This window comes from Nocardia sp. JCM 34519.1 (assembly GCF_020361265.1).
GTDB classification, from domain to species: domain Bacteria; phylum Actinomycetota; class Actinomycetes; order Mycobacteriales; family Mycobacteriaceae; genus Nocardia; species Nocardia arthritidis_A.
In genome coordinates this window covers 24,283-39,627 of sequence record NZ_JAIRBR010000014.1, presented here as the reverse complement: position 1 = coordinate 39,627, position 15,345 = coordinate 24,283, and the positions used below count along the sequence as shown (strand labels likewise).

8 protein-coding genes are annotated in these 15,345 nt (G+C 68.0%); 4 read left to right on the top strand and 4 right to left on the bottom strand.

The genetic code is table 11. From position 1 onward, the window contains the following. Positions 1–11: 11 nt before the first annotated feature. Complete coding sequence (gene eccA / locus LGY53_RS29010) at positions 12–1,829, bottom strand: type VII secretion AAA-ATPase EccA (RefSeq protein ID WP_225729873.1); 1,818 nt, start codon at positions 1,827–1,829, stop codon at positions 12–14. A gap of 357 nt (positions 1,830–2,186) precedes the next feature. Between eccA and eccD the strand changes: the two genes are divergently transcribed. Genes eccD through eccCa form a run of 3 tightly spaced genes read left to right on the top strand, consistent with a single transcriptional unit; the run spans position 2,187 to position 9,140 of the window. Beyond that, the gene (eccD, locus tag LGY53_RS29005) at positions 2,187–3,638 is read left to right on the top strand and encodes a type VII secretion integral membrane protein EccD (protein WP_225729872.1); all 1,452 of its coding nucleotides are present in this window, start codon (positions 2,187–2,189) and stop codon (positions 3,636–3,638) included. After that, a complete protein-coding gene (gene mycP / locus LGY53_RS29000) occupies positions 3,635–5,071 on the top strand; it encodes a type VII secretion-associated serine protease mycosin (protein WP_225729871.1) in 1,437 nt (478 codons plus the stop codon). The genes eccD and mycP overlap by 4 nt, the downstream gene beginning before the upstream one ends. A gap of 7 nt (positions 5,072–5,078) precedes the next feature. Further along, a complete protein-coding gene (eccCa, locus tag LGY53_RS28995) occupies positions 5,079–9,140 on the top strand; it encodes a type VII secretion protein EccCa (RefSeq protein ID WP_225729870.1) in 4,062 nt (1,353 codons plus the stop codon). Here eccCa and LGY53_RS28990 read toward each other — a convergent pair. Beyond that, complete coding sequence (locus LGY53_RS28990; RefSeq protein ID WP_225729869.1) at positions 9,082–9,720, bottom strand: GNAT family N-acetyltransferase; 639 nt, start codon at positions 9,718–9,720, stop codon at positions 9,082–9,084. The genes eccCa and LGY53_RS28990 overlap by 59 nt on opposite strands. Beyond that, positions 9,717–10,526 (bottom strand): GntR family transcriptional regulator, encoded by an 810-nt coding sequence (locus LGY53_RS28985; protein WP_225729868.1) that lies wholly within the window; start codon positions 10,524–10,526, stop codon positions 9,717–9,719. Before LGY53_RS28985 ends, LGY53_RS28990 begins: the two co-directional genes overlap by 4 nt. Positions 10,527–10,885: 359 nt before the next feature. Here LGY53_RS28985 and LGY53_RS44235 point away from each other — a divergent pair, with 359 nt between their 5' ends. Beyond that, on the top strand, positions 10,886–11,197 hold the full coding sequence (locus tag LGY53_RS44235; protein WP_225729867.1) for a DUF4254 domain-containing protein: 312 nt from the start codon (positions 10,886–10,888) through the stop codon (positions 11,195–11,197). Positions 11,198–11,471: 274 nt separating this feature from the next. Here LGY53_RS44235 and LGY53_RS28975 read toward each other — a convergent pair whose 3' ends face one another. Beyond that, positions 11,472–15,335 carry an AAA family ATPase gene (locus LGY53_RS28975; protein WP_225729866.1) on the bottom strand — a complete coding sequence of 1,288 codons (3,864 nt, stop codon included), beginning with the start codon at positions 15,333–15,335 and terminating at the stop codon, positions 11,472–11,474. Positions 15,336–15,345 lie beyond the last annotated feature (10 nt).

Genomic DNA, 15,345 nt, shown 5'->3' with positions numbered 1-15,345 from the left:
GTCTCGGATGCTTAACTGAGCGTCGCCAGAATGCCGCGCAGCGCGGCCTCCATATCCGGCGCCTCGATCCGCATCAGCGTCGACTCGTCCACCGCGGACAGGTCGACCGAATTGGCCAGCCGGAACTCGCGTTCCTCCTCCGCCGATTCGATGACGTTGCGGATGAACCGGCCGTTACCGGCCAGGTCGATGCCGCGGCGCTGCTGACCGCTCTGATCGACGCGCTCGGAGTTGTACAGCCCCTCACACGCCTTGATCAGCAGTTCCATTGCCTCCTCGGATAATTCGGAATCGCGCGAATCGGCGATCAACTTGCCGATCTGCCCGAGTTCGGTCGGTGTGTACGACGGGAACTGCAGGCGTTTGGCGAACCGGGACGCCAGACCGTCGTTCGCGGCGAGCAGACGATCGATCTCGCCGTCGTATCCGGCGATGATCACCACCAGGCGGTCGCGGTCGTTCTCCATCCTGGCCAGCAGCGTGTCCACCGCCTCCCGGCCGAACGCGTCACCGCCCATCAGCCCGGTCTGGATCAGCGTGTACGCCTCGTCGATGAACAGCACGCCGTCCATCGCGGAGTCGATCAGCTTATCGCTCTTGATCGCGGTGCCGCCGAGGTTCTGGCTGACGAAATCGACGCGCTTGGCCTCCACCACCTTGTCGGTCTTCAAAAGCCCGACGCCGCAGTAGATCTTGGCGACGACCCGGGCGATGGTGGTCTTACCGGTGCCGGGCGGGCCGGTGAAGGCCAGGTGATTGCCGCGCGCCATGCTGGCCATACCCTTCTCGGCGCGGATCTTCGCCAGCTGCGCGGTCGCCTGCAGCTTGGCCACCTGCGTCTTCACCGATTGCAGACCGACCTGCCTATCCAGCTCGGCCTTCGCCTCGGCCAGAATTCGCTTGGCCCGGTCCTCGCTCTCGGCCTGCTGCATCGCATCCAGTGACGGCGCGGTCGCCGGATCCCACTTGTTGGTGCGGGCCTCGATATTTTCCTTCGACGTGACGGTGATGCGGTAGGTGCGGTCGCGCATCGCCGTGGTGTTCTCCACGAAATCCGGCGCCTGCGAATACACCTTCTCGAACAGTGCCTGCGCTTCCTCCTCGTTGCCGGTCTCGCGCAGGCACAGACCGCGGCAGAACATGGCCGTCGTCCGCGCCGCCGGAATCGGGCCCGCCTCGGCCTGTTCCATCCGCCGGATCGCCTCACCGAACAGGCCGAGCTGCGCGCACGCCGAACCCACCATCACGTGCGCGCCCGCCGCCAGGTACGGATCGTCGGTCCACTCGGCCGATTTGGACAACACCGCCATCACATCCGGCCAGCGCTGCGTGTTGAAGTGCAGTACGCCGCGGACGTACGCCGAGATCCGGTCGTCCGGCTCGCGATCCGGATCCGAGAGCATCGAGCGCCGGTGCGCGGCGAGTTCGTCGAGCACCCGCTCGGCCTCGTCGTACTCCTTGTCCTGGATCAGCTGTGCGGCCTGCGCCAACCAGATCTCGGTATAGCTGGCCAGCGGATAGTCGATGTAGAGCCCGGCGAGGAACCGCCCGGCCAGCGCCCGCGGCGCCAGCCCGAGCCTGCGTTGCTCGCGGAAAAGGGATGTGCCGCTGGTCTTGTAGAGGTTGAAGAGCACGTCGCGGGTGACTTCACCCGCGGCCGCTCTGCCGAGCCAGGCGTCGCACATCGTCGGGTCCCATTCGGTGGCCCGTTGGAAAGCCAGCTTCGCGTAGTCGAGATCGCGTGCGGATTCCTGACCATCAATGGTCAGGCCAAGCGAGAGAACTCCGGCGTCGAAGGCGCGTTGTGCTTGGCGGTTGCCGGTCGTCATTGCAGTCGATCCCTAGAATTTTCCGTGAGCCGATGCCCGGCTCGAGCACCGGTGGACCCGTTGTGTGCGTTCGTTTTCCAACCAGCTTAATGGGCACCGCCGGTGCGGACTCCGCCTTTGGAACCGCGCTCGGCCGGTGCGAATACTCCAGGTACGCAATAGCCGTCGCGTGTGCACACTCCGTCCGATAGATTAGGTTTTGCTGGCGGTAGGTCGCAACGTGCGACAGCCGACCATTACATTGCCACGATGCATGCGTAGGGTTCGAGGTAGGTTGCTGAAGCAAGTGGCTATATCAGTGTTTGGAACATTCGGAACAGGAAAGTCCGGCAGTTGACCGAGTCGTTGAGGAGCGGCTTGGGAGCCGCCGAGCCCGAACTGTGCCGGGTGTCCGTCATCGGGGGGAACACCCAGCTGGATGTCGGCCTCCCGGCCACGGTGCCGATCGCCACCTTCATCGGTGACGTCGTCACGCTGATCAAATCCCGCAATCCCGATATCGCCGAAAGCGATGAGGGCGCAGCGCCTTTGCAGACCGAGCACTGGACGCTGGCCCGGCTCGGCCGTGACGCCATCCCGCCGAGCCGCACGCTGACCGAGGCCGAGGTATACGACGGCGAACTGCTGGTGCTGCGGTCGGTGACCGCCAAGGAGTCGCCCGCGCTGTTCGACGATGTCATCGATGCGGTCGCCCGGCTCACCTCCGTCGATTTCCGCGGCTGGTCCGCGTCCTCCGCGCGCTGGACCGGGCTGGTCGCCGCGGTCACCGCGGTGCTGTCGGCGCTGCTGCTGCTCGTCATCGACCGGCGGCACTCCGACGGGTTGATCGCCCCGTTCATGACAACGGGGGTTGCCATCGGCGCCGCGGTAGCTGCGGCGATCGCGGCGCGCAAATATGCCGACGCGCTCACCGCCGCCTGGCTGTCATTGTGTGCGCTGCTGCTGTTCTTCGGCGGCGCGGTGCTTTTCGTGCCGCGCCAACTCGGCAGCCCGCATCTGCTGCTCGGATTCTCGGTGACGCTGGTGGCCGCGACGCTGATCTACCGGGCCACCGGGGTCGGCGCGACACTGTGCGCGGCGACGGTCACCCTCGCGCTGTTCGGCGGCATTACCGCCGCGGTGCGGATGATCTGGGATTCGGATCTGCCGAAGATCGCGGCGGGCACCGTGGTCGCCGCGATCATGCTCATCTCCTTCGTGCCGCGGCTGGCCGCGGTGCTGGCCCGGCTGCCGGTCCCGCCGGTGCCGACCGCGGGCGCCGCGATCGATCCGGCCGACCACGAGCCGCGCCCGACCATCGAGGGCATCGGCGCCATCGGTGCCACCGCGCTGCCGTCGGCCGCCGGACTCGGCGAGCGCGCGCGTGCGGCCAACCACTACCAGACCGGCATGCTCATCGCGTGTTCGATCGCGGCGGCGCTCAGCGCGCTCACGGCCGTCGACCTGACCGGAACCCCACGCTGGCAAGGTATTTCGCTGGCCGTCATCGTCGCGGTGATCCTGTGCCTGCGCGGGCGCTCCTTCGCCGACCTGATCCAGGCGGGCACGCTCATCGCATCCGGCTGCGTCATCGTGATCGGTCTGCTGACCGGTTTGGCGTTGGGGGACAGCGATTTCCTCTTGCTCGCGGCGGGCCTGCTGCTCCTGCTCGCGGCCGCGGTCGTCGGCTTCGGGGTGATCGGCCCGCATCTGGAGGTGACCCCGGTGACCAGGCGGCTGATCGAGATCGCGGAATACTTGATGATCTGCGCGATCATCCCGCTGGTGCTGTGGTTGATGGAGGTCTACGCGATGGCCAGGAACATATGACCGTTCGGGCGCTGCGGCCCGTCCGGCGCGGCGCCGGATTGGCCTGTGCCGCCTGGGTTCTCGGTGCGTCGATCTTCGGTTGGCCCGCCACCGCTGGCGCGTACAGCGGCGCACCCGCAATCGATCCCGGCGCGCTCGGCGCCGCGCAGGCAATCAGCGGCAGACCCGCCCCGCTGGAAGTGACGGAGCAGAAGAACACCTGCAACGAACCGGTGCTCTCCAAGGGTTTGCCCGTCGAGCCGCCCATTGCGCAGAAGGTGCTCAATTTGCCTGCGGCGTGGCAGTTCAGCCGCGGCGCCGGGCAGAAGGTCGCGGTTATCGATACCGGCGTGGCCCGGCATCCGAGGCTGCCACCGCTGGAGGCGGGCGGCGATTACGTTTCCGATACCGACGGCACCGTCGACTGCGACGGGCACGGCACCATCGTCGCGGGCATCATCGCGGCCAGGCCCAGCCCCGGCGACGCGTTCACCGGCGTCGCACCCGATGCCGACCTGCTCACGATCCGCCAGCTGAGCCTGGCCTACGGCCCCAAGGCCAGCAGTGGCGGCCAGGCCCCGCCGGGCGCGATTCACAGCAGCGGCTACGGCAATGTGCTCACCCTCGCGGGTGCGGTGGTGCGCGCCGTCGATATGGGCGCCACCGTCATCAACATCTCCGAAGTCGCTTGCAGCGCAGCGGGAAGCGATACCGCCGACGCCGCGCTCGGCGCCGCGGTGAAGTACGCATACGACCGCAACGTCGTCGTGGTCGCCGCAGCCGGAAACCTGCAGCAGGACGGCGCGTGCTCGAAGCAGAACGAAGGCAGCGGCTGGGACCGGGTGATCACGGTGGCCAGCCCGGCCTGGTTCACGCCCTATGTGCTCGCCGTCGGTTCGGTCGATCCCGACGGCAGCCCGTCGGAGCTGTCGCTGCACGGTCCGTGGGTCGCCGTCTCGGCCATCGGCAGGCAGATCGTCTCCCTCGACTCCAAGCCAGGCAGCACCGGATTGGTCGACGGGTCGCGGGCCGAGGACGGTATTCACCCGATCGAGGGAACGAGTTTCGCCGCACCACAGGTCGCCGGTCTGGCGGCGCTGGTGCGCTCACGCTTTCCGCAACTCACCGCCCAGCAGGTGATGGATCGGATCATCCGGACCGCGCACGCGCCGGGCCGCGGCCGCGACGACCGCATCGGCGCCGGACTGATCGACCCGGTCGCCGCGCTCACCGCGCAACTGCCGGAGCAGCCGGTCGGCGCGGGCGCGGACAAGGCCCACCACATCGCCGCCCCGGTGGCGGAGCAAGGACCGGACCCGCTGCCGCGCCGGGTCGCCGTCATCGGCTCCATCGCCTGCCTGGCCGCGCTGGGTATCGGTGCGGCACTTGCCATTCCGTTCCGGCGGCGCCGCCGCGAACCGGTCGACCTCGACCCCGACGTAACAGATCGATAGAGGACCCATGGTTACCGAAGGTTTCGTGCGCCGTCCCCGCATCGCCCCGCCCCGCGCGCCCGGCGGTGAGGTGGCACTGAACGCGCCGCCGGAGATTCAGCGCAACCTGCCGATGCCGCTGCTGATGAAGCTCATGCCGGTGGTGATGGTGGTCGCCGTCGTCGGCATGATCGCGTTCATGGTGATGATGGGTCGCAACCTGCTCGCCAACCCGTTCAGCATGATGTTCCCGATGATGATGATCATGTCGATGGGCGGCATGATGATGGGCATGCGGGGCGCGGGCCCCAAGAGCGCCGGTGAGCTCAACGAGGAGCGCAAGGACTACTTCCGCTACCTCGACCAGATGCGAAAAGAGGTGCGCCGCACCGGAAATAAGCAGCTGGAGGCGCTCACCTGGAGTCATCCGCAGCCGAGCGACCTGCCGTCGATCGTCGGCACCCGCCGCATGTGGGAGCGCAGGCCCAACGATCCGGACTTCGGGCATGTGCGGGTCGGCGTCGGCAGCCATCGGCTCGCCACCAAGCTGGCCCGCCCGGAAACCGGTCCGCTGGAGGATCTGGAACCGGTCTCCACCGTCGCGCTGCGCCGCTTCGTCCGCACCCACTCGGTGGTGCACCAGTTGCCCACCGCGGTATCGCTGCGCTCCTTCCCGGCCATCAACATCGGCGGCGATCTCGCCGAGGGCCGCATGCTGGTGTGCTCGATGCTGATGGAGCTCACCGCATTTCACGGACCCGACCACGTCGCCGTCGCGATCGTCTGCGCCGACCCGGACACGCCGGCCTGGTCGTGGGCGAAATGGCTGCCGCACCTGCAACATCCGACCGCACGCGACGGAATGGGTTCGGCCAGAATGATGTACGGCTCACTGGCCGAGCTGGAGACCGCCCTGTCCTCGGAACTGTTGGAGCGCGGCCGGTTCATGCGCAACCCGCAGCCGACCCAGGGCAGGCTGCACCTGGTTGTCGTCATCGACGACGGTTACGTCAACGGCACCGAGCGGCTGATCAGCGAATCCGGCCTGGATTCGGTGACCGTGCTCGACCTCACCGCCCCGGAGAACGGCCTGGCCGCGCGCCGCGGCCTGCAACTGGTGGTCGGCGACGGCGAGGTCAGCGCGCGCAGCGGCAGCGGTGTCGAGAAGTTCGCCACCGCCGACAAGGTCACCGTCGCCGAGGCCGAATCGTTCGCCCGCGGGCTGGCTCGTTTCCGGATCGCCACCGCGGCGCAGATCGTCAGCCTCGGTGACGAAACCCGTTCGGACCCAGGCCTGATGGCGCTGCTGAAGATTCCGGACGCCGCGCAGATCGACCCGGCCAAGGTGTGGCGCCCGCGCACGGCGCGCGAGCGGTTGCGGGTGCCCATCGGTGTGACGCCCGACGGCACCCCGGTCGAGATCGATATCAAGGAATCCGCCGAATACGGTATGGGTCCGCACGGATTGTGCATCGGCGCAACGGGTTCCGGTAAATCCGAATTCCTGCGCACGCTGGTGCTTTCGATGGTGACCACCCACTCGCCGGACTCGCTGAACCTGGTGCTGGTCGACTTCAAGGGTGGTGCGACATTTCTCGGACTCGACCCGCTGCCGCACGTCGCGGCGGTCATCACCAACCTCGAGGAAGAGATCGCGCTGGTCGACCGCATGCGTGACGCGCTGGCCGGTGAGCTGAACCGCCGCCAGGAGCTGCTGCGCTCGGCCGGAAACTTCGCCAACGTCACCGATTACGAGAAGGCAAGGGCCGCGGGCGCCGCGCTCGACCCGCTGCCCGCGCTGTTCATCATCGTCGACGAGTTCTCCGAATTGCTTTCGCAGAAGCCGGATTTCGCGGATCTATTCGTGCAGATCGGCCGCCTCGGCCGGTCGCTGCACGTACATCTGCTGCTGGCCTCGCAGCGGCTGGAGGAGAACAAGCTGCGCGGCCTGGACAGCCACCTGTCCTACCGCATCGGCCTACGTACCTTCTCCGCCAACGAATCCCGGGCCGTGCTCGGCATCACCGACGCGTATCACCTGCCGGGCATCCCCGGCTCCGGCTACCTCAAGAGCGACGCCGACGACCCGCTGCGCTTCAACACCACCTATGTGTCCGGCCCGTACGTCTCACCCAGCGGCGGCCGACAGGTCGACGGCAAGCTGTTCGGCGGGCAGTCGCCGACGGTATTCACCGCGAGCCTCGTCGAAATGCCGGAGCGGCCGGTCGTCGAGGACGCCGCGCCCGCGCGTCCGGCGCTGCCCGACCTGCCGCCGCCGCCCGGTAGCGCCGAGGCGGAGTCCGAGGGTATTCCGGAGACGCTGCTCGAGGTCGTCGTGCGACGCCTCACCGGGCACGGCCGTCCCGCGCACGAGGTGTGGTTGCCGCCGCTCGACGAATCGCCGACCGTGGATATGCTGCTGCCCGACCCGGATTGGCGTTCCCCGGTGAACCGGCACGGCCAGCTCTGGATGCCGATCGGCATCATCGACAAGCCGTACGAACAGCGTCGCGATGTGCTCACCGTCCAATTGGGCGGTGCGCTCGGCCATGTCGCGGTCGTCGGCGGTCCGCAGTCGGGCAAGTCGATGACGCTGCGCACCCTGATCATGGCCGCCGCCGCGACGCACACCCCCGAGCAGGTGCAGTTCTACTGCCTAGACTTCGGTGGCGGCAGCATCGCGGCCAGCCTCAACGGGGTTCCGCATGTCGGCTCGGTGGCCAACCGGCTCGACAGCGACCGGGTGCGGCGCACCATCGCCGAGATCACCACCCTGATGCGGCAGCGCGAGGAACGCTTCAGCGAGCTCGGCATCGAATCGATGGTCGACTTCCGCCGCCGCAAATACGCGCAGCTGGAGGCCAGGCTGATCAACGGCACCGAGCCCGATCCGAACGATCCGCTGGCCGCCGATCAATTCGGCGACGTCTTCCTGGTGATCGACGGCTGGGCGGCGGTCCGCGAGGAGTTCGAACCGCTCGAAGCGCAGATCTATGCCATTGCGGCACAGGGCCTTTCGTACGGAATCCACCTGATGATCGCTGCGGCGCGCTGGGCCGAGATCCGGCCCGCCGTCAAGGATCAGATCCGCACCCGGCTCGAGCTACGCCTCGGCGATCCGTCGGACTCCGAAATGGGCAGGCGCACCGCCGCTCTGGTGCCGGTCGGGCGGCCGGGCCGCGGCCTGACCCCCGATCAGTTGCACATGCTCATCGCGCTGCCGCGGATGGATTCCATCTCCGATCCGACCACCGTCAACGACGGCATCACCGCCGCCAAGGCACAGTTGGCCGAGATGTATCAAGGGCGGCGCGCCCCAGAGGTGCGCATGTTGCCGCACCAGATCAGCCGGGAAGAGCTGCTGGCGATCGGGCGCGCACACGGCGTCGAGCTGGGGCCTTCCAAGGTGCTTATCGGGTTGGGGGAGAGCGAATTGGCGCCCTTCGTCCTCGATTTCGACACCGATCCGCACTTCATGGCCTTTGCCGACACCGAATCCGGCAAGACGACCGTGCTGCGCAATATCGCCATGGGGATCGCCGAGAACTCGACCCCCGAACAGGCCAAGATCATCCTGATCGACTACCGCCGCACCATGCTCGGCGTGGTGGACCAGGAGCGCCTCGCGGGTTACTCCACCTCGTCACAGACCTCCGGCCCGATGATGGCGGAGCTGGCGCGGTTCATGTCCAAGCGCATACCCGGCTCCGACATTACCCCGCAGCAGCTGCGCGAACGCAGTTGGTGGACGGGGCCGGAGATCTTCGTGCTCGTCGACGACTACGACATGATCACCGCCGGCGTCAATCCGCTACTGGCACTGCAGGAATACCTGCCGCAGGCCCGCGATGTCGGTCTGCACCTGATCATCACTCGCCGGGTCGGCGGTCTGTCCCGTGCGCTCTACGACAATGTGCTCGGCGCGATGAAGAACCTGTCGGTCGACGCGCTGCTGATGAACGGTCCGCGCGACGAGGGCAGGGTTTTCGGTGAGGTGCGGCCGATGAAGTTGGTGCCGGGCCGCGGCATCCTCATCTCCCGTACCCGGGGACAGGAAATGGTGCAGATAGCCCATCTCCCACCGTTGTGAACACCGGCGGCGCGCTGCCGGGGCGGTGCTCCCGCCCCGCCAGCGCGACCTCGAAATCCCAACTGCCGGTACATCTTTCGAATAGCGCGCAGGATGGTCCGGTGGCCACCGGACCCGCTATGCGCGCCAGCCGGAACCCGGCCCGCCGGTAGTACTCGTGTAGCTCGGTATTCGTGGTCCAGGCATCCAGCCGCACCCAGGCTCGTCCCTGCTCGAAGGCGAGCGAGCCCGCCTTCGCCAGCAGCCGGTGGCCGATGCGCTGCCCGGCGAAGCGCAGGTCGACGATCATGTAGTGCACGATCACCGCGTCGGTCAGCTCCCACGGCGACCAAAGCCCGGGATCGGCACGGTCGTTCACCGTGATGGTGCCCGCGGGTTCGCCGTCCACCTCGGCGATCCAGGTTTCGCCCGCGTCGAGGGAACGGCCGACGGCCCTGGCGAAGATTTCGATCGGCTTACCGCGGCCCGCGACCGTCCACTGGTCCGAACCGCGTGCGGTGAGCCAGGCGGTGCGCTGTACCCGTAGTCGGCAGATCGTTCCAAGATCGCCGAGCGTCGCCTGGCGGAGCTCGATAGTCATGGCAGTGAGATACCTGGCCCATACGAAGTGCCGAGAGTCTTCTTGATTATGGCGGCACCCTCGGCATCGCCCAACTCGTAGGCGATCCGGTTGCGACTGGCGACCGACCGGTGCCTGGTCGCCCGGGTCACCCGCTCGTGGTTGGCGCCGATTCGCAAGTGGTCCAACAGGATTGTGCCCGCGGCCACGCCCAGTACGGCCGCCTCCTCCGCCGTCGCGGGGCGGGCGACCAGCGTGTCGCGGTGCGCGGTCTCGGCATGACCGCGCTCGGCCAGCCGCCGGGTCGTGCCCTCCGGAATGTCGTGTGGGGAGTCGATTCCGGTGGCCTCGGCCAGATCTCTCGGATAGAAGCTCACCTCCCAGGACCATGGCTCGTGATCTAGTAGTTGCACCACGGTGCGGGCCAGCACCCACGAGTCCTCCGGCACGCCGAGCCACAGCGCCACCTCGGCGGTGGCGGGCAACATTTTCGCGCTGAACTCCTTCGCCGGTTCGCGGTGCGCGCCCCTGGCGAGTTCCTCGAAAATGTCGTGCGCGGATAGCGGGCGATCGGGTCTGATCGGGTCGGTGACAACGGATTCCAGTACTTCCTGATTGCGGACAATGGTGCCGCGGGAAGTTGCCGTATAGACCAGGTTTTCGGTGACCAGCAGCTGAATTGCGTTGCGAGCGGTGGTGATCGACACCTGCATTTGTTCGGCCAGTTCGGTGTGGCTGGGAAGTCGGTCGCCCGGCTGCCATTTGCCAGCGCGTATCTCCTCACGGAGGAGATCTGCGATCCGGTGATAAGTCGGACCCTCCGGCATCTTGCTCCTCGGTTGGTCGTGCAGGTAACGAAGTGTACTCTTCGTGCCTTTCTACGGCCGGGTAACGCTTGACAGGGGCCTTCAGAGGTTTATTGTAATGAACGTCCTGATCCGGTGTTGTGCGGCGATGACGGCGAGGCAACGTGGCAGGTTCGGATACAACGGTCGTAATGGCTCTTCCCGGCACATCGAGGTGTGTCGAATCGGCAGTGCAGTCCGTGAGTCCAGGATTGCTGCCGACTTCCGATCTTCTGGTTCGGGCGTGTCGCGGACACCGCGTCGTCGGCGGCCCGCTGCTATGGTTCGCCAGAGATTTGGCCGTACTACATGAGAGACGGCTGGTCGGCCGTGGCGGTTCGGTGGACACCGATCCCACGGCGATCGTCGAAATCGAGCGTCGCAGAATCGAATTGGTGATGGCGATCGATGACTGGGTGGCGCGCACTGTGCCCCGGCATCGCCTCGGTGCGACCCTGCACACCGAGACCGTCGGCGCGGTGATCGACCGCCTGGCCGAGTCGTCGGTGCGCGCGCACCATGCGTTGATGACGTTGGACGCCCACGACGACCGCCTACATGGGGCATGGCATCACCTCGCCGAATTGGCCGACGCCTACGACGATTTGGTGCGCGACGTGCTCGCCGGCCGTCGTCGCCTACCCGAGTGGTGATCAGCCAGTCCATGAGCGCCGTCCCCTCCGGCGCGAAATAGACACGGCCGGTTGGCAATTCATGCCGACCGGCCGTGTTCTGTTTCCGGTGTTGTTCGCGCACGGCTTTCGGCTTCTCGCGCATGCAATTGCCTGTGCGGGAAGCCAATTGCTATGCGCTAGCGAATTGCCCACGGGCGCAAAGCTAACGGGCAGCGTTTGCGATCGGCCACCTCCGGCAAACCGATAGCTCGCACCGACCGGTCGGGCCTATTGTCAAGTGCCCCTGGCGGATTCAGCTCCAATTGCGGCGGTGATCGGTGGCGAAATCATCCGCGACCGTCGCGGCCAACTCGACATATGCCCGCTTTGTCGCCTTGTTCAATCGGTGCAGATCGATCTCCGCGCCCTCCGACATATGCGGATCGAACGGGATGATATGCACCGCGCGGCAACGCGACAGGAAATATTCGCGCAATTGTTGAATTCCGACATTCGGTGATCCGGCTCGCGGCGAATTGATCACCACCACCGCATTGCGCACCAAATGGTCGTGCCCGTGCAGCGACAGCCAATCCAGGGTGGCCGCGGCGCTGCGCGCACCATCGATGGCGGGGGAGGAGATCAATACCAGAGAATGCGCCAGATCGAGCACGCCCGACATCGCCGAATGCATGAGGCCGGTGCCGCAGTCGGTGAGGATGATGTTGTAGAACCGCTGCAGGATCCGCGCGACGGCCCGGTACTCCTCCTCGCTGAACGCCTCCGACGCCGCCGGATCCCGTTCGCTGGCAAGCACTTCCAGCCGACTGGTCGACTGCGAGGTATGCCTGCGCACATCCGAGTAGCGCTGGATGGCCGGGTCGAGCAGCAGATCCCGCACCGTGGAGCGGGTCTGCAGCGGTACCCGCTGCGACAGCGTGCCGAAGTCCGGGTTGGCGTCGACGGCGATCACCCGATCACCGCGAATCGAGGCGAAGGTGGAGCCGAGACCCATGGTGGTCGTGGTCTTGCCGACGCCACCCTTCAACGAGAGCACCGCGATCCGGTAATCGCCGCGCACCGGTTGCCGGATCCGCGCCACCAACTCCTGCAAGCGCCGTTCCTCGGCCGACATGCCGGGGTTGATCGCACCGCGGGAGGCGTGATGCACCGCCTTGCGCCAGCCGGAACCCGGCGCCTTGGTCGCGCGCCGCATCGGCACATCGTCCAACGACGGCGGCGGCCCCTGCTGATACTGCGGCCCCTGCGGATACTGCCCCGCCCGGAACCCACCCGTCGCCGGGCCGAGCCCGGGCACGCTCTGCACATGCGGCCCAGTACCGGGCGCATACGGCGGCGTCACCCCATAACCCGCTGCCGCACCAGAAGTCTCGCCCGGCGCGTAATGACCACCCGGCTGCCCGCCGCCCGCCACCTGACCGACCGGCCCAGCTTGGTCGCTGGTCGGTGCGTATCCGGTTGGCGCGCCTTGGCTTACTGGCCCGTGCGGGCCCGGCTGGTCGCTGCCTGGCGTATATGCGGTTGGTGCGCCTTGGTTGCCCGGTCCGTGCGGCGCACCTTGGTCGCTGATCGGTGCGTATCCGGTCGGCGCGCCTTGACCCCCTGGCCCGTGCACGCTCGGCTGGTCGCTGCCTGGCGCGTATCCGGTTGGCGCGCTTTGGTTGCCGGGTCCGTGGGGTCCGGGTTGGTCGCCGCCTGGCGTATATGCGGTTGGTGCACCTTGGTTGCCCGGCCCGTGCGGCGCAGCTTGGTCGCTGGTTGGTGCGTATCCGGTTGGCGCGCCTTGGCTCCCTGGCCCGTGCAGGCTCGGTTGGTCGGTGCTTGGCGCGTACCCGGTTGGCGTGCCTTGGTTGCCCGGTCCGTGTGGTCCGGGTTGGTCGCTGGTTGGTGCGTATCCGGTTGGTGTGCCGGGTCCGGGCTGGTCGCCGGTTGGTGCATACGGTGGCTGGCGGAAGCCCGCCTGCGCATCCGGCCCGCCGGGTGCGGCGGATGGTTGTCCGTATCCGGTCGCGGCACTTGGGTTTCCGCTTACCGGTGGCTGATGGAATCCGGTGTCGCCCGGCGCGGGCTGGTTCATGCCGGGCGCGTATGGCGGCGGTCCGGGAACGTACGGTCCCGTCGGCGTATACCCGACTCCGGGAGGGAGATAGGAGGCGGGCTGATCGCTGACCGGCGCATACGGCGGGGCGGACGGACCGGGCACGTACGGATTCTGGCCGGGTGCTTGCGGATTCGGCGGACCACTCGCATAACCCGTCGGTCCGTACTGGGGTTGCCCACCACCGTTAGCATCACGTGACGAATCGCCAGGCTGGTTCGGGGATCCGGGCAGATCACCCACATAACCCATCGTTCCGGCGGATGTATCACCGGCGGGCGCATATTCGGCGGCCTTGGCCAATGCCTCCGCCTCGGTCGCCTCGTATTGGGCGGAAACTCGATGGCGGCCACCGGCGCCCGAGCGTCCGGCGCCCGCATCGGATCCCGAGGTCACCCATGCGGAATCCGCTTGTCCGGGCGCACCGGGTCCCTCCGGCGTCAGCGGTCCGGTCTGCCAACTCCCGCCGGAGAGCCGCCCACCGGACAGTCGCTGCGGCTCCGCGGCACCATTGGGCCGTGCGGACTCGCCGCCGCGGGAAGGCTCGTCTGCTCCATTACCCGCGTTGAATTCGGCCGCGCCGGTTTCGCCGGGCCGAACCGGCACCGGGCCGGATCCCGCGGGCCGAACCGGCACCGGGCCGGAAGCGCCGGGTGCGTCGCCGAATTCGACTGAGCCGGAGCCTATTTCGCCTGGACCGCCAGGTCCGGATCTGTGCGGCGCGGAGCGGTCCTGATCCGCACCGAGGCCGCTTCCCGGCGCGCCTGAACTTCCTTGCGCGCCAACGACTCCCGCATCAGGCTGCACCGCGCTGTCGGCTCCGGTCGCGGACTGGGATGCCGCCGAACTGTCGTGCGTGGCCCGGAATCCCGAACCGGTTTCGATCGCGCCGGAATCGGGTGCCCCTCGCCGCGAGCCCGGTCCGTCGTCGAGTCCGGGTGTGCCAGGTGCGGATTCGCCGCGGATCGGCGCAACTCCCTCGACCGCTCCCGGCGATACAGGGCCGGAGGCGTCGGGCGTCGCACCGGAACGGCCTCCCTCCGTGGCGATCTCGCCCGACTGGTCGGCGAATTCGCCGGGGGGTGGCGGCAGTTCGAGATCGGGGCGGGGCGGCAGCGGGTCCGGCCGGTTTAGCCAGGCGGGCGGGGCCTGTGGTCCGGACTGCGGGATGCCCGGCTCACCGCTCGGCGGGGTGAGCCCGGGTGCGGCGGTCGGATTCGGTCGCGATGCGGAACCCTGTTCCAGTGCAGCGGAATCCGGCGTCACCAGCCATGGTGGCGGTGCGTCGGTCTCCGAAGTTTCCCGGCCGCTCGGACCGGGTGTTGCCTGCTGTTCGCCGCTGGATGAATGTGGCTGCCCCACCGGCGATTCCGGCAGCGGTGGCCGCGGCGGCAGATCCGGTCGCGCCGATTGATAGCGGACCGTTGCCTCGGTGGACGGCGGCGGCTGATCCGGCTGCGCGAGTTCCGCTGCGGGCGGCGTGAATTCGGCGTTCGGCGTCGGCCGGGTGCCGAGCGGCTGGAAGGCGGCGGAGGGCTGTGACGGATTGCGTGTCGGCAGCGGATGTCGCGGCGCCTCCGGCTGCCGCCCGCCCTGCTGCGGCGCGGAGTGCGGCCCGCCCTGCTGCGGCGCGGAGTGCGGCCCGCCCTGCTGCGGCGCGGAGTGCGGCCCGCCCTGCTGCGGTCCGGACTGCCGACCGCCCTGCTGCGGCCCGGACGGACCCCACGGACCATCCGGCCTGCCGTGCGGTTCGGCATAGAACTGCGGCGGAGCGCCCTGCGGCCCCTGCATGGGCGGCCCCTGCGGCGGCATCGCCTGCGGCTGCTCCGGCTGCTCGTCGCGGCCCCGGCGCCAAGGCTTGCGGCGCTTCTCCGGCCGGGATCCCTCCTGACGCTCCGGCTCGGCGGGCCGCGTCTTGAAACGTCCGCGCTTCGGCGCTTCCGGGATGAGGTCCTCGTGCGGCAGGTTCTGGACCGGCGCCTCGTAACCGACCTGGGTGACTTCGCTCTCCGATAGCCACGGCGGCAGCATGGGGAGGCCGTCGTCTTTGCGACTCACTGCTCCACCT